Here is a 17024-nt window from a genome sequence, read left to right on the forward strand (position 1 = left end):
ATTACCCTTCCTTCTCAATCTTGTCTAGGCACTCACGCAGGAGTTGACCGTATTCGTACTTACCTGGACAAACAAAGGTGCATAGCGCCAAATCTTCTTCATCTAGTTCAAGCGCACCAAGACGCTGAGCGCTGTCTTGATCGCCAGCACATAGATCACGAAGTAATAGCGTTGGCTCCATATCAAGTGGCATCACTTTCTCGTAGTTGCCGATTGGAACCATTGCACGATCACTACCATTGGTTGTCGTTGTCATATTGAACAACTGACCTTTGAATAGGTGACCAAGGAATGATTTAGTAATTGAGAACTTGTTCTTACCTGGCATTGCCCAACCAAATAGCTCTTTGTCACGACCTTCGCGCAACACAGACACCTGTTGATGGTAACGGCCAAGATAAGCGTGAGGACCTGTGGCATGAGTACCAGACAGAACCGAACCAGAAATGATTCGTACTTCGCCAGGCATCAGTTCATTATCCGTCACCTCTTCCAGGCTTGCACCTAGTTGAGTTCTCACTAAACGTGGGTTATTGACTACTGGACCAGCAAGTGAAATAACACGGTCAGTGTAGAGTTCACCAGTGGTAAAGAGCTTACCGAATGCAATCACATCTTGATAATTGATACTCCAGGCCACGTTATTAGCGTTCACTGGGTACAGGAAATGCATGTGAGTGCCAACAAGACCTGCAGGGTGCGGGCCATTGAAAACAAACTCTTTCACATTAGATTGGCTTGAGCGAGGAAGACTGGTGCCTTTTTTGCAAACATAGACTTTCTCATCTGTCAGTTTAGACAGGAGGTCAAGACCTGCAACAAACGCGTCTTTTTGCTCGTTGATGATCAATTCTGGCTCTGCTGCTAATGGGTTAGTATCCATAGCAGTTACGAAAATCGCTTGAGTTGTTGAATCGATCGCCGGTACCTTGCTGAACGGACGAGTACGCAACGCAGTCCACAGGCCTGATTCAACCAGTTGAGCTTTAATCACATCGCGATCAAGACCCACTAGTTGGTCTGCTGTGTAGCTATCGAAAGTAACTTGCTCGTCGCCCGCCACTTCAATCACAACAGATTGTAGGACACGCTTCGCGCCACGGTTAACTTCAATAACCTTACCGCTTGCTGGAGAAGTGAACTTAACACCAGGGTTCTTTTTGTCTACAAAAACAACCTGACCTTTTTTCACTTCATCACCCACGCGAACATGCATCGTTGGACGCATACCCACGTACTCTTCGCCAAGCAAGGCGACTTTAGTGATGGACTTACCATCATTAATCACCTGGGAAGGAGTTCCTGCGATAGGAAGATCCAAACCCTTCTTTATTGTAATCATACGCACTTGCACTACTTTTATCGGGAAAAAGATTCTTTTAAATTGCGTAACATTAGACACGACATTAAGTGTCTGGCTTTGGTTTTTTTGAGCGCCAAAGCAGCAACATCACTTTAACAATCTCGTCATAGAATCACTGCGAGATTTTTCTGGTGCGGTAGTTTAGCATCATTTGCGAAGGGGATGCCATGACGAATCCCGGCAATAGCCCCATTATTTCGAAACTTTTGTTATCTCTAGGGTTACCAATATGTATAACTTTGACAGAACGCACATAGTCTTATTAACCCTTTTAAAAATTGGCGACTAGCTTGTTCATATTCTGAAATATAACTTTTTAACAAAATCACACAACAATATATGTTGAAACACTGTTAATATTTTTACCCCTAAAGAGGTAGAACAGCAGTACCTCTTTAGGGGGGCATTGACTCAAATTATGCTTCAGGATCGTTTGTTACAAAATAGTAGATCACCGCACTCAAACCAGATGGAGTATAGACTTATTTGCCGCCGCCTGCGCAATTAGGACTGGACGGAGCAAGACCATTTTGCTGTCTCCACTCGTCTGGGGTGTATGTATGAATTGCCAGAGCGTGAACCGGACCCGCAAGTTCATCAGCCAAAACAGAATTGACTTTACGGTGCCGCGCGACAAGACGCTCGCCTTCGAAGCTCTCACTGACCACAATGACCTTAAAGTGGCTCTCTGAGCCCGGGGGAACATTGTGCATGTTGCTCTCGTTGCGAACATCCAGATGTATGGGATTGAAAGTTTGATGGAGCTTCTGCTCGATGGTTTGTTGAATCATCTTACTTCCTTGGGCGTAACTGTTATTTTTATTTAGTCGGTAAAGTATATACTTTACTTAATCAATAATCTTCCCCTAAATCACTTTCTTCTTGGCTAATGTTCAGGGATTTTGTCAAAATACAACCATTGTCACCAATTTGCATCATTATGAAGACTGAACTTACTCTCCAAGACCGTTCCTACACTTTGTACCGCTACCCAAAGCTTTCCAATGAACAACTACAGGCGTGGGATGCCGGCGATGAATATCTGATTAACCACGTAGAGCAGTTAGGGCTAGCCTCTGACTCTCGTATCCTGATCCTCAATGACAGTTTTGGCGCATTGAGTTGCTGGTTTTCGAGCCAACATCAGGTGACTACGCTAACGGACTCGTTTATTTCACACAAAGGAATTGAAAATAATCTTGCACTCAATCAATGCCGCGATATAAAGCTACTCACCTCAACCGACGGGTGGCCGCAGCATATTGATCTCGTTTTGATGCAGATCCCGCGTAATAATCGTTACCTGACCTGGCAACTGAATCAAGTCCGTCGCCACTATGGTGAACATTGCCCGTTAATCGCAGTCAATAAAGCAAAGGAGATCCACTCTTCTACACTGAAATTATTTGAAAAATATGCCGGTGAGACCACCACATCACTGGCATGGAAAAAACACCGTCTGGTGTTTTCTAAGCTCAATTCCGACCGCCTTTCATCCATTGACCCCTACACAACCTGGCCAGTCCAGGAAGAGTCGTTGACGTTAGGCAACCTTCCTAACGTATACTCAGGAGAAAGCCTCGATCTTGGTGCTCGATTTATCCTTGATCACCTCCCTGCCGACCTTAGATATCGCGACATCATTGATCTTGGTTGTGGTAATGGCGTTCTGTCACTGAAACTCAAACGTTTGAACCCTGAAGCGTCGGTGACAGCCGTGGATGAAAGCTATATGGCGATAGCGTCAGCACAGCACAATTTCACAATCAACCAATTAGACCAGAAAAACTGCCAGTTCATTGCCAACAACTGTCTGGATGGCTTTGAAGGTCAGAGTCAGGATCTTGTTGTGTGCAATCCCCCTTTCCACCAACAACAAGCAGTGACGGACCACATCGCCTGGCAGATGTTCTGTGATGCAAAGCATGTTCTACGCTCTGAAGGGGAATTATTGGTTATCGGCAACCGTCACCTGGGATACGATAAAAAGCTGGCTAGGCTGTTTGGCAAACACAAGGTAAGACTTGTCGCATCTAACGCCAAATTTGTTATTTTACAGGCAACTAAGTAAAGTTTGAGTCATAGTTGCCGTTGACAAACATCAATCACAGCAATTATCGGATACTATGTACAAAGACACCGCGTCGAAACGTTACTCATCGTTTCCATGAGTGTGAAAAGGAATCATCAATGAAAAAGCTTGTCCTGGCGGCTTCAGTCGTATTGCTTGCAGCGTGTGCAGGCCCTCAACAAGAACAGATTAATTTTGCCCCGACAGCGGCAACCTCAGCGGCTAAACTGGTCGAAGGCAAATCGATGTCTCTGTCGAGTCAAGATGTGCGTACCGCTCAGTACGTCGCTCTACTGGATAACGGTCGTGCCAACATCACGCCCGTTCATACCAAACAGAATGTCAGGATTGGCATCGAAAATGCGTTGGTCAATCAGTTTTCTTCTCAGGGTTATCGCGTCACTGTCAACAGTAAAAACGCTCTCAAAGTCGAAGTTCAGGAAGCGTTGGTATCGGTAAAACATACCGTCATGGAAAACGACATGAACGCCACCGTTGTTCTTGAGCTTACTGCCGAAAACGAGCAAGGAAAACTGGTAAAAACCTATACCGGCAAGGCACAACGTTCAGGGTTAATGAGTGCATCGAATGACGAAATTGAAACGGTATTAAACGATACGGTCAACCTTGTTTTGAAAGAGATTGCTAAAGATACTGAACTGCAAGACTACATGAAGGAGCGCTTCTGATGATGAAATCTTTGATTGCTTCACTGGCCTTGGTTGCGACAACCGTGTTTGCGGGTCCTAAAGTTGAAGTGGAAACTAACCTCGGTTCATTTGTGGTCGAACTCAATGAACAAAAAGCACCGGTAACGGTGGAGAACTTTTTGAAGTATGTCGATGACGGTAGTTATGTAAACAGCCAGTTCCACCGGGTAATACCTGGATTTATGGCTCAGGGCGGCGGCTTTGACAGTAAATTTAATCGTCTTCCCGTTTATGCACCTATTAAAAATGAAGCATCCAACGGTTTGGATAACGATGCAGCGACCATCGCCATGGCACGAACTCAGGATCCGAATTCTGCCACACGACAGTTCTTCATCAACTTCGTCGACAACGATTTTCTTAATTACAGTGTGACTAACCCAGGCTATGCCGTGTTCGGACAAGTTATCGAAGGATTTGATGTTGTCCAGAAAATGGCACAGAAACCGACACGCAGTGTAAGAGGAATGCGTGATGTTCCTCTAGAACCTATTGTAATTACTAAAATTCAGCGTATCGAAGACTAAACTATAACAATATGAGAGAGGTTCGCCTCTCTCACTGCTTTCTCGTCTATTCACCTTCGCAAGGAGCACGCACGTGGAACATAAAATGACTTGGCAAGAAACCGTCAAGAGCTATTGGGATAAAAGGCTACTTTGGGTCTTTATGTTAGGGTGTTCAAGTGGTTTCCCTTGGGTGCTCATCGGTTCAAACATGTCTGGCTGGCTAAAAGATGCAGGCTTAACTCGTGCGGCGATTGGCTATTTCGGTTCCGTATTTGCCGTCTATGCCATCAACTTTCTCTGGGCTCCGTTGGTCGACAGGGTAAAACTGCCGATATTACATAGAGCCCTTGGACAGCGTCGTAGTTGGATCTTTCTCTGCCAGAGCTTCATCCTTGTTGCCACTTTGTTCATCGCCGGCGTAAACCCAGCCAACGATCTGATGTTTACTTCCATGCTTGCGTTGTGTATCGCCATCTCTTCCGCGACACAAGATATTGCTATTGATGCTTTCCGTATTGATACCTTCCCAAAAACGGAGAGCAGCAAACTGCCACAAGCCTCGGCAATGGCAGTTATTGGCTGGTGGACCGGCTATTCACTACCTGGTTACCTGGCATTTATCAATGCCGATGCAATGGGTTGGAACGGTGTTTATTATGGTATGGCCGGAATCATCATAATTCTTATGCTGTTCACTCTGTTTGTTGGCGAACCATTTACAGAACGTGAAGCGTTGCAAGCTAAGGCAGAACAACGCCATGAAAAAGTGGTGGGTAACCATATCGTCAGCTGGTTCTCGGTCACAGTGATCGAACCTTTCCTCGACTTTTTCCGTCGTAACGGTGTTCAGGTCGCGATTACCTTATTACTGTTTGTGTTCTTATTTAAAATTGGTGAGGCCTTCCTGGGCCGCATGTCCATTCCGTTTTACAAGGAAATTGGATTTAGTAATGAACAGATTGGTTATTACTCCAAACTCATTGGCTGGGGTGCGACGATCGCCTTCACGCTTCTGGGAAGTATGTTCAATGTCCGCTTTGGTATTGTGAAAGGGTTAATGATTGGCGGTATTGCGATGAGTGCAAGTAACCTGATGTTTGCCTGGATCGCGAAAGTGGGTCCAAGCGAACACCTGTTCCTGGCAACCATTATCGTCGACAACTTTACTACGGCCTTCTCCACCGTTGCGTTTGTATCCTTCCTGACAGTGCTAACGGGTCAAGCTTTCTCCGCAACTCAATACGCTTTGTTAGCGTCATTAGGGAACTTCGGCCGAACCACACTGGCGTCATTCAGCGGAGAGTTGGTTGATGCGCTCAACGACTGGGCACTGTTCTTTGTCATCACCTCTTTGATGGTCATTCCAAGCCTGCTCATGCTGTACTCACTGCGCCACTATTTCCACGATTTACTGGAAAAAGCCAAAGCGCGAGATACACAAGTCGAATCGTGTGAGGAGACTAAGGAAGAGACTAAGATTGTCAGTTGATAAATCACGGCATAAAAAAACGGGCTTTCGCCCGTTTTTTTATGGATACATACCTTTGCCGAACCGGTTGAATATCCGAGCCACCCCTTGGGTAAATATCATAGGCTCAGTCAAAATAGACAGGCACAGGCAATCTTGGTCAGGCGGGGTCTGCGGCGAATGTTTTGTTCGGCTGTCCTCGCGAATGAAGTCTCCCTGTGAATAGGTTCCTTTCTCGTCACTGAACCTACCATGCAGCACCAGTGTCGATTCAAATCCTTTGTGGGTATGTTGAGGAACCTGTACGCCTTGTGAGATGTACAACAGACTCACCCGACAATCCTCATTCAAATCAATACTGGATGTAAAAACCTTACCCCCATAACTGCGCCATTCGCCCATTCTCTCGACCAGCGGAGTGAGCGCTGACGGCACTCGAAAAGACTTACCATTAACCTTGACGAGCGCTGGCTTCCTTGACTTGGGCTCCGAGAAATCCTCATCCAGTGTCATAATATCTTCGAGCATATTGTCGAAAACGATTTCTAAATCTGAACCTGTAAGGGTGCCCTCGCTGCCGGCCGCCACTAACTCCTCAGCAGCCTCTTCTTCAAAATCAGCGACGATTTTACGACAATGAGAGCAAGAGTCGATATGAGATGCCACAGCAACACCGTGACCAGAGTCTATCTCACCAGTTGCGTATCGTTTTAAAAGTTCATTTTCAGGGTGATAGCTCATCTTATTCCGCCTCCATTGAATGTCTCAACTTCTCAACCGCCAGTCTTAAACGGGACTTCACGGTACCCAATGGTATATCAAACATTTCTGCCACCTGTTGATGAGGAAGCTCTTCGAGGTAGACCGCTCTGACTACCTCTCGCTGTGCTTTCGGAAGTTCATCAAGGAAGCGAATGATCTGCTCTTTCAGACGATCTGTTTCCGGAGAATAATGCTCCACAAAGTCAGGCGGACAATAATCGGTGGGCCAGATATCGTCGGCGTGAACATGAAGTTCTTTCCCTTTCTGCTTGCGTAACATGTCGAAGCAAAGATTTCTGGCTATTGTATAAATCCATGTAGACAGAGAACTTTTACTACCGTCGAATAAATGCGCCTTTTGCCAGACAGTCGCCATTGTCTCCTGAACCATTTCAATAGCGACTTGCTCATTACCCATGTGTTTGAAGGTAAATTGCTTCAGCCTGGGCGAAAAGTAATTGAAGAGGAATGCAAAGGATGCTTTGTCACGCTGCTTAACGCGTTCCATGCACTCCGACCATTCCTGCCTGCTCAAAGCAACTGGACTGTCTGTTGTCATACCTTTATCCCTTACACATGATGACAGAACGACCTGTCATATCATTCACTCTTTAATTCTACGTCTTCACAGTCAACACGATCACATCTAATGAGTTTTTTTCAATGTCGAGTTTCACGGCTGGCATCGTCCGCCCGAAACGCCTCTTCCAGAAAAGCTAAAGTGGTGCTGCAATCGTCCTGGGAAATCAAATGTTCAAAGTGGTTGCAGTCCAGAGGTAGTACTTCCAGCCAACGCTGTGCTACCCATGATGCATCATCAAAAAAGCGGTGCTGATACAGATCACCAATTTGGGGGAATTTCTTGTAAACGTCCTGAAGTCGCTCTCCCAAGAACTGCTCTTCATCACTAAATTCACTAGGAGGCCAACTCTCCATCCAAGCGACTTCGGCATTTCTGAGCCCATCGGTGTCTGCGTCAACATGAAGGATATGAAATTTCCTGATGCCTGACACTGTAATTCCCAACATACCGTCTTCCAACGTTTCGAAGTCGACAATACTGACAAACGTACCGACAGAAGACACGTTATTGGGAACGGCACCAGCCTCACCGCTGATCAGACACACGCCAAATCCAGACTCATTTTTCAGGCACTCTGTCACCATCCGCTTGTAGCGAGGCTCAAATATTCTCAGTCTCATTTTTCCTTCAGGCAAAACGACCGACCTCAATGGAAACAGCATAATTCGCGACATTAGACTATCCTTATTTTTTTCACTACGTCTAATACGCAACCGATCCTGACAAGATCAGAATAAGTACCATGAATCCAATCCGCCATACCATTACTTCCGCGATTGCTAATATTGGTTAAATTGTAGACCATTTGGATTGGTTCCCTGGCATTTGATTTATTTGTGAGCCTACTCACAAACTTTCGCAACCGTTTGCGATGTTGCACATTTACTTTGGGATATAAATCGCTATCATGCTCACCCATCGGATGAGTTCGCACGGATTGGCGGCTAATTACAGTACAACTTAAAGAGTAGTTAACACTATGCGTAAATCACTTTTAGCTCTTGGCGTTGTTGCAGCAGTATCTGCAGTGCCAGCTTCAGCGGAATATCTATACGGCTTCGGCGGTGTTTATCTTGATCACCAAAGCTGGGATCACGGTCCAAATGCGATCGAGAATGGTCAAGACGGTCGCAACCGTAACCAGTTCGTTCTTGGTCTTGAAGGTGGTGCAGGTTTCACTTGGGGTGAAATCTACGGTTTCTACGACCGTGAAAGCGTGGAAAAAAGCTCTTCTGAGCAAAAGAACTCAATGAAAGGTACGGCGCACGTTTACCTTGGTGATTCTGGCGTGTCTTTATACGGTCAGGTTTACCACCACGATAACCCGTTCCAAAGCGAAACCAACCGCGTACTAGGTCTTGGTTATACTGCGCTTAAAGGTGATAACTGGTTCTTCAAACCATGGGTTGGTGTTCATGACATCACATCTTGGGACTCGTTCTCACCAAACAAGAACGTAAATGGTAGCAATGGCTACATGGCAGGTTGGACAGCGCGTTACGCGTTTAACCTGGGCAGTCAAGATTTCTCGCTAGTAAACTGGAACGAAATCGAATTTGACCGCAACGACGCATACGCACAAAACCAAGGCGGTAAAAACGGCCTTAACGGTGCTCTGATCTTCTTCTGGCACCCAACGAAGCATCTAGCGACGGGCATCCAATACCGTTACTTCAACAACAAGCTAGGTGTATATGGCGAGAGTGGAGCTCAGCAACACTACGGTGATGCACTGATCTACCGCGTACAATACAACTTCTAATTTTTCATAGAAGCTACGTATCGTAAAAAATGGCGCTAAGGCGCCATTTTTTGTGCCTGCCATTTGCCATATTGCTTTCGAAACTTCCTGCCAATTTTGCTATTCTTCTCGCTTCAGCCACTACCGATACCATATTGTGAACATTACCATTTTAGGGCCTGGGGCCGTAGGGACGTTATACGCTTACAAACTTCATCAGGCCGGACACAACGTCTCTGTCTGGGGACGCACCGCGACCGACACAGTCACTATCAGCATCGACCAAAGCCCTGAGGTCGCTCTCGCCAATCGCAGCCGCTGCGCCCTCAAGCAGTGTGATCTACTGATCGTTACGCTCAAAGCCTGGCAGGTTGAACAAGCATTGACTCCCCTGCTTTCTGAGCTGGATTCTGATACTATCCTGCTGTTTTTGCACAATGGTTTGGGGACGGTGGACAGACTAGCAAGATTACTGGAAGCCCACCCGGTGCTGTTAGGCACAACCACTCATGGTGCTCTCAAACAGTCTGCGATTAATGTTAAACACACCGGACTTGGACAGACGCTTATTGGGGGCTGGAATGACAAAGGGCGTCAATGCAAATTTGTAGCCGAGGTAATGAATCATGCGTTTGCGCCAGTCAAATGGCACCCTGAGGTCGAAGTCGCACTTTGGACTAAGCTGGTCATCAACTGTGCGATCAATCCGCTGACAGCGATACATCAATGTCAGAATGGCCAGTTGGCCGCGAGTCAGTTTAGCCAGACCATTTACTCTGTGATCGATGAAGCCGTTGATTGCGCCAATGTCGTCGGAATTTCGCTGAACCGCGAGGCATTACACACCACCGTTTATGATGTTATTACTGCGACCGCCCAAAACTACTCGTCGATGCATCAGGACATTTATAATAAAAGACAGAGTGAAATCGACTTTATTTCCGGCTACCTGGTTTCCATTGCGGAGCACCACGGTATCGCCATCCCAACTAACTTAGCTCTGTACAATCAGATCAAACAGATTGAATCCAGCTGGAGTTCACATGACTAAGAAAATACTCGTTCCCATCGCTCCGGGTAGCGAAGAAATGGAAGCCATTACCATCATTGATACCATGGTGCGTGCTGGCTTCGACGTGACCGTTGCCAGCGCGGCATTCGACGGTGCCTTGACCATGACAGCCTCACGCGGTGTGGTATTAACCGCCGATTGTAAGCTCGTTGACGTGGCAGATGAAGAGTTTGATGTGATTGCTTTGCCCGGAGGCGTAGGTGGAGCCGAGACGTTCCGCGACAGTACGTTGCTGGTTGAAATGGTCCGCCAACACAAATACGAAGGCAAACTGCTCGGAGCCATTTGCGCGGCGCCAGCGTTGGTCCTGCAACACCACAACCTCTACCCTGACGCGTTAATGACCTGCCACCCCGGCTTTCAATCACACATTCCAGAGGATCGCTGGCGAGCAAAACGCGTCACCATTGATATTAATCACAACCTGATTACCAGTCAGGGGCCAGGTACCGCTCTGGAGTTTGCTATAGAAATCATCATAGCTCTCTGTGGCAAAGAGAAAGCTTGGGAGGTGGCCGAGCCGATGATAACCAACCCGACGCTTCATTATCATAAGATGGGCAAATACGATGACTGAACTGGCACATATTCGGGCACAGTTTCCGGCTATTGATGGTGATCTGGTCTATTTGGACAGCGCGGCGACCACACAAAAACCCCAGACCGTGATCGACTGCATCACCGAGTACTATCGCAACCAAAATGCCAATGTACACCGTGGCTCACACTCGTTGACGGCTGTTGCTACACAGCGTTTTGAAGCGGCAAGACACACAGTCGCTCAGTTTATTAATGCCTCCTCAACCAAAGAGATCATCTGGACACGTGGGGCCACAGAAGCGCTAAATTTAATTGCTCAAACCTATGCCAGAAACACTCTGCAGCCAGGGGATGAGATTCTTGTGCCTGAAATTGAGCATCACGCCAATATCGTGCCTTGGCAGATTGTCGCCGAGCAAACCGGCGCAAAGGTTGTTAAAATTCCCATCACACCCGACTGTCAGTTTGACCTTAACGCGTTTGACGACTTGCTCAGTCATAAAACCAAGATTGTTGCCGTAGCTCAAGTCACTAATGTAACTGGCACTCAGTTACCCCTTGATCGGATTATTCCAAGAGTACGAGCACGCAGTCATGCCGTAGTGGTTGTGGACGGCGCTCAGGGTATTGTCCACCAGCCTACGGACGTTCAGGCACTGGATGCGGACTTTTATGTGTTTTCAGGCCATAAGCTCTATGCCCCAGCGGGCATCGGTGTATTGTACGGCAAACTACACCTACTTGAAGCGATGCCACCCTGGCATGGTGGTGGCAAAATGGTGGAAAAGGTTTCGTTTGATGGTACTACTTTCAGTGAACTGCCTGGGAAATTCGAAGCCGGGACACCGAATGTTGCTGGCGTATTAGCCCTTTCACGTGCCATTGAGTGGTTGAGTCAGTACGATAACACGGTGTTGGAACAGCATATTCACGCATTGCAGCAGCAAGCGTTTGATGGGCTATCCGCCATTGAAGACATCCGGATCATCGGCTTTCAACCTGGGGCAAGCGTCATCACTTTTGTCATGGATGGCGTTCATCATCAGGATATCGCGACGCTTCTTGATCAACAAAATATCGCGGTCCGAGCAGGTCATCACTGCGCGCACCCGCTAATGGATGCCCTTGGGCTGAAAGGCACGGTCAGAGCGTCATTTGCTATCTACAACACCAAAGAAGATGTCAAAAGGTTTGTTTCTGCCGTAGAGAAAGCAGTTGATATGCTTTAAAGGAAATGAGTAAGCGGTCATAACAACTATGACCGCTTTTATTCGTGGTTCAGAACGTCGCGGCTTGAGTTCTGATCACCTCGACAATGGCCTTGAGACCATTACCTCTGGATGGGCTAAGGTGATTAATCAGATTCAACTGTTCAAAGTAGTGTTCAAGATCGAAATCAACAATTTGCTGTGACGTTTTGCCGTTAAAAGCCGCCAGCACAATAGCAATCAAACCGCGGACAATTCTGGCATCAGAATCAGCCTGGATATGCCAGTGGCCATCCACATTCTCTAGGATCAGCCACACGGAACTCTCACAACCCGATACTAATACTTTCTCCTGCTTGAGAGCCTCATCCAATACCGGAAGCTTCTTTCCCCACTGGATAACCTGTCGGTATCGGTCTTCCCAGCCTTTGAGGTTGGCCATCACTGACACAATGTCCTCAGCCGTGATCTCTGAGCCAAACGGGTTTTGAATAGTCTGTGACATACTTCAGTTCCTATTTCGCAGAATATTTCTGAATTAACTTATCAACAATACGCGACACCGCGACAAAGCCGAATGTTGCAGTGACCACCGTAGCCGCACCAAAGCCGCTGGCACAGTCCATTCTCTTCGGCCCTTCAGCCGTCGATTTCACACCGCAGACTGAACCATCAGCCTGAGGGTATTTCAGTTGCTCGGTAGAAAAAACACAATCAATACCGAACTTACGCGCTGGATTTTTACTGAAGTTATGGTGGCGACGCAGTGTATCTTTCAGTTTCTTCGCCAATGGATCCTGAATGGTTTTGGTGAGATCCGCCACCATGATCTGCGTTGGGTCTGTTTGCCCTCCCGCACCGCCGGTCGTGACCACTTTAATCTTATTGCTGCGGCAATACGCAAGCAATGCTGCTTTTGGCTTGATGCTGTCAATTGCATCAAGCACATAATCAAAGTCTTTACTGATGTACTCTGCTACATTATCCGCAGTGATAAAGTCATCAATCAGGTTGACCTTACATTCAGGGTTAATCAGTTTAACCCGGTCAGCCATCACTTCAATTTTACTCTGACCAATGCTACCCGACATCGCATGGATCTGACGGTTTATATTGGTAACGCAGACATCATCCATATCAATTAGCGTCAACTCACCGATACCGGTTCGTGCCAACGCTTCTACCGCCCAGGATCCCACACCACCAATACCTACCACGCACACATGGGCGGCACGCAAAATGTCGACTTCACTGTGACCATAAAGTCTGCGTGTGCCACCAAATCTTTGATTGTAACTGTCAGAGGCTGGCTGGTTGAGTTCTCGCATGGTTTACCTGGCTTATCTTGGAGAAATAAAGAAAGAGTGCGATTTATACGCACTCTTGGGAAAAAGGTCAACTATGGGGTAGCGGCAGGTCCAACGTTATTTTTCTCTGGTGGCATCAGCCATGGGCTCTGTGTCGCCGAGTCTTGCAAACCCAGTTTCCAAACCCGACCAAAGTGTTTGTAGTGGCCAGCCTGAGTACCGGCAAAATCGCCCATTCCATGGTAGAGGTCAAAGTGATTCCCTTTCACCGCTCCCCCGGTGTCTAATACGATCAGCAATCGAAGCTCGTGAGCCCCACTCCATGTACCATCAGCATTGAGCAAAGGAACTTCTGCCAATATTGGGGTACCCATAGGGAAGGCTGAGCGATCGCCGGCTACCGAAGCCATTGGCATAAGCGGAATGCCTGCAGTTCCCGTCACTGGTGCCGCCTGTTTAGGCTGGAAGAAGACAAAAGACGGATTTTCTTCCAACAATGCCTGAACCGTTTTGTCATCCTGATTCATTACCCAGTCTTTGATGGCTTTGAGAGACATCTTTTCTTTCGGGACTTCGCCACGTTCAATAAGCACGCGTCCTATACTGACATACGCTTTATTGTTCTTACCTGCGTAAGCAAAATACTCCAGAGTATCGTCATCTTCAAAATGAACGAAGCCACTGCCCTGAACTTCCATAATGAACGGATCAATCAAATTACTGGCATAACCAAGCTCCAGCCCTTTTCCGTTGAGCGCACCACCGTAGATCTCTGCACGAGTTGGACACTCCTCCTGACAGTCAGGTAAGGCATAGACTGGATAGCGAAAGGTCGCATCGGGCTTGTGACGCAGTTCCATTACCGGGGAAAAATATCCGGTAAACAGGACATTGCCCTTACTATCACCACCACCCAACTGTGCCGCCTGCACACCGTAGTTCGCCAGTTGCTTTGGATCACCACTTTGTATCGCCCAAGCTTCAAGCTGTTCGTAAAGCGGTTGATAGATTTCAGCCATTGAAGGAGAGTTTTTAATGACTTCGCCTGCCTGACCAGCGAACGAATGGAAATTTCTCGGCTTGTTGGATTCTATGACTTCGGTTTGGTTGAGCAAGTCACTAAACTCACCATCCTGATATTGCTGCGCGCGGTCAGTTTGAGCGCAACCAAAAACCAGTAAGACAGATGCCAGAGGCAGAATACGTTTGATCAAGTTTGTCATCCCTTATGTGTGATGCATTCAGAATGGCAAACTCTTTAAAAAATCGCAATAAAACCGATGGTTACAGTAGGTTATTTTTGTGTTTTCCTGACAAAACAAAAACCGGGTTGTAATGACTTGGTGATAATTGCCGCACTTCAGTTTTAGCCTCATTAAGGAATTGATAACGGTATTCTACAGAGCCAGCATAAAAAGAGAGTTCGCTGCGACTCAAATCAAAACGGGTAGACACCACACGGTTGTCAATCAGCACTCTGTCTTTGGAGAGCTCAAATGACTCTCTGGCAAACGGTGCTACATCTTTTTCTAACCATACACCGTACACAGCCGATTTGGGGTTGGTATGAGACTGGTAACGGCCAAACAGATCTTTATACAGACCGAATACCGCCATACTCCCAACTAACGCTAACAAGACTAGTGTGTATTCCAGCCACTTATTCGGCCTCACGCTGGACACAGGTATTACTTTGCTACTAACGTCACTGATAACACGGCCCGACTTGTCGTTACTCATATACCGCCTTACTACTCTTTTCTTTCGCCATATTGGCATTGCCTAAATCAAGGTGCAACTCATTGCCTGACAGAGCAAAATTAACGCTTGCACATAAATGAATAAAAAGTCATTATTTCAACATAATTAACTAACGAGTCAGCATCGTGAAGATCCGTAGTACCGCCTTAGTAAAAGGATTCAGGCAGTCCACACCCTATGTTAATGCTCACCGCAATAAAACCATGGTTATCATGTTAGGGGGTGAAGCATTTTCCGATAAAAACTTTACCAATATTGTCAGCGATATTGCGTTACTGCATAGTCTTGGGGTCAGATTAGTACTGGTACACGGTGCCCGTCCCCAAATCAATCATCTACTGGAGAAGAACGACTGCCATTGCCCCTATCACAAGGGCATTCGTGTCACGACAGAAAAATGCCTCGATTACGTGATGCAAGCTACTGGACGGTTGCAGCTCGATATGACAGCGCGACTCTCCATGAGTCTGAACAACACGCCAATGGCCGGTAACCAACTTAACGTAATCAGCGGCAACTTTGTCATCGCTCAGCCTCTGGGCGTCGATGATGGCATTGATTACTGCCACAGCGGGCGAGTCCGTCGCATTGACACTCAGGGTATTAACCGAGTTTTGGAACAAGGTTCCATTGTGCTGCTTGGTCCCGTTGCTGGCTCAGTGACTGGCGAAACATTTAATCTTCTCTCAGAAGAAGTGGCGACCCAAGTCGCAATAAAATTAAATGCCGATAAGCTTATCGGTTTCTGCTCAGAGCAGGGGGTACTGGATGAGGAAGGCAATGCGATTGCCGAACTTTTTCCTTCTGACGTCAACCAGCTCATCAATCAGTTTGAAGCACAAGAACAGGTGGATGAAGGCCAAAGTAGTGGCACGCTGAGATTTTTGCGTGGTGCACAATCGGCTTGTCGAGCGGGCATTCCACGCTGCCACCTGATCAGCTATAAGATAGATGGCGCTCTGATTCAGGAATTGTTCTCTCTCGATGGTATCGGTACCCAAATCGTGATGGCCAGTGCCGAACAAGTGAGGCAAGCAAATATTGATGACATTGGAGGCATCTTTGATCTCATCAGGCCGCTAGAGGAAAAAGGGATTTTAGTCAGACGCTCCCGTGAACAACTCGAACAAGAGATTCATCAATTCACTATCATCGAAAAAGATGGCCTAATCATCGGCTGTGCTGCGCTCTACCCTTACCTGAATGAGAAAATGGCAGAAATGGCCTGTGTGGCGATTCATCCCGATTATCGCGATGGTAACCGGGGTGTCCTGCTGCTTAATCATATGAAGCAACAATCTAAGATCAAGGGAATCGAGCAGATTTTCGTCCTTACGACCCACAGCTTACACTGGTTCAGAGAGCAAGGCTTCTTTGAAATCGCAGTGGAGGTGCTGCCTATGGCCAAACAAGATCTCTATAACCTGCAACGTAAGTCTAAAATCCTGTCTGTCGATGTCTAGCTCGACGAGTATAGAAAATGGTTGGAAGAGACAATGACTCCAGGTCTCTTCCTTTTGTTTATGGCAATGAAGGCAATGAAATCGATTGCAGTCAATAAATCACACAAACCAATTTACAAAACGCGACACTCTGTATAAAATTCGCGCAATCACAGACACTTTTGTGACAGGACTCCCAAAATCCGTTAACTACAACTGGGTAATGCAAGGATAGCTAGGTGTACCACGACAACTTTAAGAGTGACATCTATGCGAACTGTTATTTGCAACTCCATTCAAAGCTTCTGGGATATGGCTGAAAACCACTTCTTGGAAGGGCACAACGTGCACTGCGTATTTCCGGTGACAGAAAAAGTTAAGTCGCTAATGAGAATTTACCAGGAGCAGTACCGAATCAATCAGATTACCTACTCTGAGATATTTAACTGAGCACGCCTTCCACCACCAGGGAAGGTGGAAAGCGCTT

19 protein-coding genes are annotated in these 17024 nt (G+C 46.9%); 10 read left to right on the top strand and 9 right to left on the bottom strand.

Annotated elements, in window-relative coordinates; all coding sequences use genetic code 11:
• Position 1 precedes the first annotated feature (1 nt).
• Both C4S60_RS23715 and bolA read right to left on the bottom strand, forming a co-directional pair.
• Positions 2-1342: a Na(+)-translocating NADH-quinone reductase subunit A gene (locus tag C4S60_RS23715; protein WP_208623284.1), complete on the bottom strand. Its 1341-nt coding sequence runs from the start codon at positions 1340-1342 to the stop codon at positions 2-4.
• A gap of 503 nt (positions 1343-1845) precedes the next feature.
• Positions 1846-2154, bottom strand: coding sequence for a transcriptional regulator BolA (bolA, locus tag C4S60_RS17070; RefSeq protein ID WP_103881570.1), 309 nt, complete (start codon positions 2152-2154; stop codon positions 1846-1848).
• A 149-nt stretch (positions 2155-2303) separates the two neighbouring features.
• Between bolA and C4S60_RS17075 the strand changes: the two genes are divergently transcribed.
• From C4S60_RS17075 to C4S60_RS17090, 4 genes are all read left to right on the top strand, one after another.
• The gene (locus tag C4S60_RS17075; protein WP_103881571.1) at positions 2304-3434 is read left to right on the top strand and encodes a methyltransferase; all 1131 of its coding nucleotides are present in this window, start codon (positions 2304-2306) and stop codon (positions 3432-3434) included.
• Positions 3435-3553: 119 nt separating this feature from the next.
• Positions 3554-4123, top strand: a complete 570-nt coding sequence (locus C4S60_RS17080) for a YajG family lipoprotein (protein ID WP_103881572.1) — start codon at positions 3554-3556, stop codon at positions 4121-4123.
• On the top strand, positions 4123-4671 hold the full coding sequence (locus C4S60_RS17085; protein WP_103881573.1) for a peptidylprolyl isomerase: 549 nt from the start codon (positions 4123-4125) through the stop codon (positions 4669-4671). Before C4S60_RS17080 ends, C4S60_RS17085 begins: the two co-directional genes overlap by 1 nt.
• A gap of 85 nt (positions 4672-4756) precedes the next feature.
• On the top strand, positions 4757-6142 hold the full coding sequence (locus C4S60_RS17090) for an AmpG family muropeptide MFS transporter (RefSeq protein WP_103881602.1): 1386 nt from the start codon (positions 4757-4759) through the stop codon (positions 6140-6142).
• Between the two features lie 39 nt (positions 6143-6181).
• Here the strand turns inward: C4S60_RS17090 and C4S60_RS17095 are convergent, their stop codons facing one another.
• The 3 genes from C4S60_RS17095 to C4S60_RS17105 form a co-directional block, all read right to left on the bottom strand.
• A complete protein-coding gene (locus C4S60_RS17095; RefSeq protein WP_103881574.1) occupies positions 6182-6862 on the bottom strand; it encodes a ChrR family anti-sigma-E factor in 681 nt (226 codons plus the stop codon).
• A gap of 1 nt (position 6863) precedes the next feature.
• On the bottom strand, positions 6864-7442 hold the full coding sequence (locus C4S60_RS17100; protein ID WP_103881575.1) for an RNA polymerase sigma factor: 579 nt from the start codon (positions 7440-7442) through the stop codon (positions 6864-6866).
• 101 nt (positions 7443-7543) lie between these two features.
• The gene (locus C4S60_RS17105; protein WP_103881576.1) at positions 7544-8140 is read right to left on the bottom strand and encodes an LON peptidase substrate-binding domain-containing protein; all 597 of its coding nucleotides are present in this window, start codon (positions 8138-8140) and stop codon (positions 7544-7546) included.
• A gap of 305 nt (positions 8141-8445) precedes the next feature.
• Here C4S60_RS17105 and C4S60_RS17110 point away from each other — a divergent pair, with 305 nt between their 5' ends.
• The 4 genes from C4S60_RS17110 (at position 8446) to csdA (ending at position 12048) form a co-directional block, all read left to right on the top strand.
• Positions 8446-9228 (top strand): outer membrane protein OmpK, encoded by a 783-nt coding sequence (locus C4S60_RS17110; RefSeq protein ID WP_103881577.1) that lies wholly within the window; start codon positions 8446-8448, stop codon positions 9226-9228.
• A 136-nt stretch (positions 9229-9364) separates the two neighbouring features.
• Positions 9365-10258: a 2-dehydropantoate 2-reductase gene (gene panE / locus C4S60_RS17115; RefSeq protein WP_103881603.1), complete on the top strand. Its 894-nt coding sequence runs from the start codon at positions 9365-9367 to the stop codon at positions 10256-10258.
• Positions 10251-10856, top strand: coding sequence for a DJ-1 family glyoxalase III (locus C4S60_RS17120; protein ID WP_103881578.1), 606 nt, complete (start codon positions 10251-10253; stop codon positions 10854-10856). Before panE ends, C4S60_RS17120 begins: the two co-directional genes overlap by 8 nt.
• A complete protein-coding gene (gene csdA, locus C4S60_RS17125) occupies positions 10849-12048 on the top strand; it encodes a cysteine desulfurase CsdA (protein ID WP_103881579.1) in 1200 nt (399 codons plus the stop codon). The genes C4S60_RS17120 and csdA overlap by 8 nt, the downstream gene beginning before the upstream one ends.
• 49 nt (positions 12049-12097) lie before the next feature.
• Here the strand turns inward: csdA and csdE are convergent, their stop codons facing one another.
• From csdE to C4S60_RS17145, 4 genes are all read right to left on the bottom strand, one after another.
• A complete protein-coding gene (gene csdE / locus C4S60_RS17130; RefSeq protein ID WP_103881580.1) occupies positions 12098-12532 on the bottom strand; it encodes a cysteine desulfurase sulfur acceptor subunit CsdE in 435 nt (144 codons plus the stop codon).
• 10 nt (positions 12533-12542) lie between these two features.
• Positions 12543-13355 (bottom strand): tRNA cyclic N6-threonylcarbamoyladenosine(37) synthase TcdA, encoded by an 813-nt coding sequence (gene tcdA / locus C4S60_RS17135; RefSeq protein ID WP_103881581.1) that lies wholly within the window; start codon positions 13353-13355, stop codon positions 12543-12545.
• 71 nt (positions 13356-13426) lie between these two features.
• Positions 13427-14548 (bottom strand): murein transglycosylase A, encoded by a 1122-nt coding sequence (gene mltA / locus C4S60_RS17140; RefSeq protein ID WP_103881604.1) that lies wholly within the window; start codon positions 14546-14548, stop codon positions 13427-13429.
• A 70-nt stretch (positions 14549-14618) separates the two neighbouring features.
• Positions 14619-15074 carry a DUF2850 domain-containing protein gene (locus C4S60_RS17145; protein WP_160111377.1) on the bottom strand — a complete coding sequence of 152 codons (456 nt, stop codon included), beginning with the start codon at positions 15072-15074 and terminating at the stop codon, positions 14619-14621.
• Between the two features lie 146 nt (positions 15075-15220).
• Here C4S60_RS17145 and argA point away from each other — a divergent pair, with 146 nt between their 5' ends.
• On the top strand, positions 15221-16558 hold the full coding sequence (argA, locus tag C4S60_RS17150) for an amino-acid N-acetyltransferase (protein ID WP_103881583.1): 1338 nt from the start codon (positions 15221-15223) through the stop codon (positions 16556-16558).
• Between the two features lie 249 nt (positions 16559-16807).
• Positions 16808-16987 (top strand): hypothetical protein, encoded by a 180-nt coding sequence (locus C4S60_RS17155; RefSeq protein WP_103881584.1) that lies wholly within the window; start codon positions 16808-16810, stop codon positions 16985-16987.
• Positions 16988-17024: the final 37 nt, after the last annotated feature.

Source organism: Vibrio hangzhouensis (assembly GCF_900107935.1).
Classification (GTDB): Bacteria; Pseudomonadota; Gammaproteobacteria; order Enterobacterales; family Vibrionaceae; genus Vibrio; species Vibrio hangzhouensis.

Bases quoted from the DNA above. Each gene is read 5' to 3' on its own strand.
- C4S60_RS23715 (WP_208623284.1), bottom strand. From the start codon at position 1,342: ATGATTACAATAAAGAAGGGTTTGGATCTTCCTATCGCAGGAACTCCT.
- bolA (WP_103881570.1), bottom strand. From the start codon at position 2,154: ATGATTCAACAAACCATCGAGCAGAAGCTCCATCAAACTTTCAATCCC.
- C4S60_RS17075 (WP_103881571.1), top strand. From the start codon at position 2,304: ATGAAGACTGAACTTACTCTCCAAGACCGTTCCTACACTTTGTACCGC.
- C4S60_RS17080 (WP_103881572.1), top strand. From the start codon at position 3,554: ATGAAAAAGCTTGTCCTGGCGGCTTCAGTCGTATTGCTTGCAGCGTGT.
- C4S60_RS17085 (WP_103881573.1), top strand. From the start codon at position 4,123: ATGATGAAATCTTTGATTGCTTCACTGGCCTTGGTTGCGACAACCGTG.
- C4S60_RS17090 (WP_103881602.1), top strand. From the start codon at position 4,757: ATGACTTGGCAAGAAACCGTCAAGAGCTATTGGGATAAAAGGCTACTT.
- C4S60_RS17095 (WP_103881574.1), bottom strand. From the start codon at position 6,862: ATGAGCTATCACCCTGAAAATGAACTTTTAAAACGATACGCAACTGGT.
- C4S60_RS17100 (WP_103881575.1), bottom strand. From the start codon at position 7,442: ATGACAACAGACAGTCCAGTTGCTTTGAGCAGGCAGGAATGGTCGGAG.
- C4S60_RS17105 (WP_103881576.1), bottom strand. From the start codon at position 8,140: ATGTCGCGAATTATGCTGTTTCCATTGAGGTCGGTCGTTTTGCCTGAA.
- C4S60_RS17110 (WP_103881577.1), top strand. From the start codon at position 8,446: ATGCGTAAATCACTTTTAGCTCTTGGCGTTGTTGCAGCAGTATCTGCA.
- C4S60_RS17120 (WP_103881578.1), top strand. From the start codon at position 10,251: ATGACTAAGAAAATACTCGTTCCCATCGCTCCGGGTAGCGAAGAAATG.
- csdA (WP_103881579.1), top strand. From the start codon at position 10,849: ATGACTGAACTGGCACATATTCGGGCACAGTTTCCGGCTATTGATGGT.
- csdE (WP_103881580.1), bottom strand. From the start codon at position 12,532: ATGTCACAGACTATTCAAAACCCGTTTGGCTCAGAGATCACGGCTGAG.
- tcdA (WP_103881581.1), bottom strand. From the start codon at position 13,355: ATGCGAGAACTCAACCAGCCAGCCTCTGACAGTTACAATCAAAGATTT.
- C4S60_RS17145 (WP_160111377.1), bottom strand. From the start codon at position 15,074: ATGAGTAACGACAAGTCGGGCCGTGTTATCAGTGACGTTAGTAGCAAA.
- C4S60_RS17155 (WP_103881584.1), top strand. From the start codon at position 16,808: ATGCGAACTGTTATTTGCAACTCCATTCAAAGCTTCTGGGATATGGCT.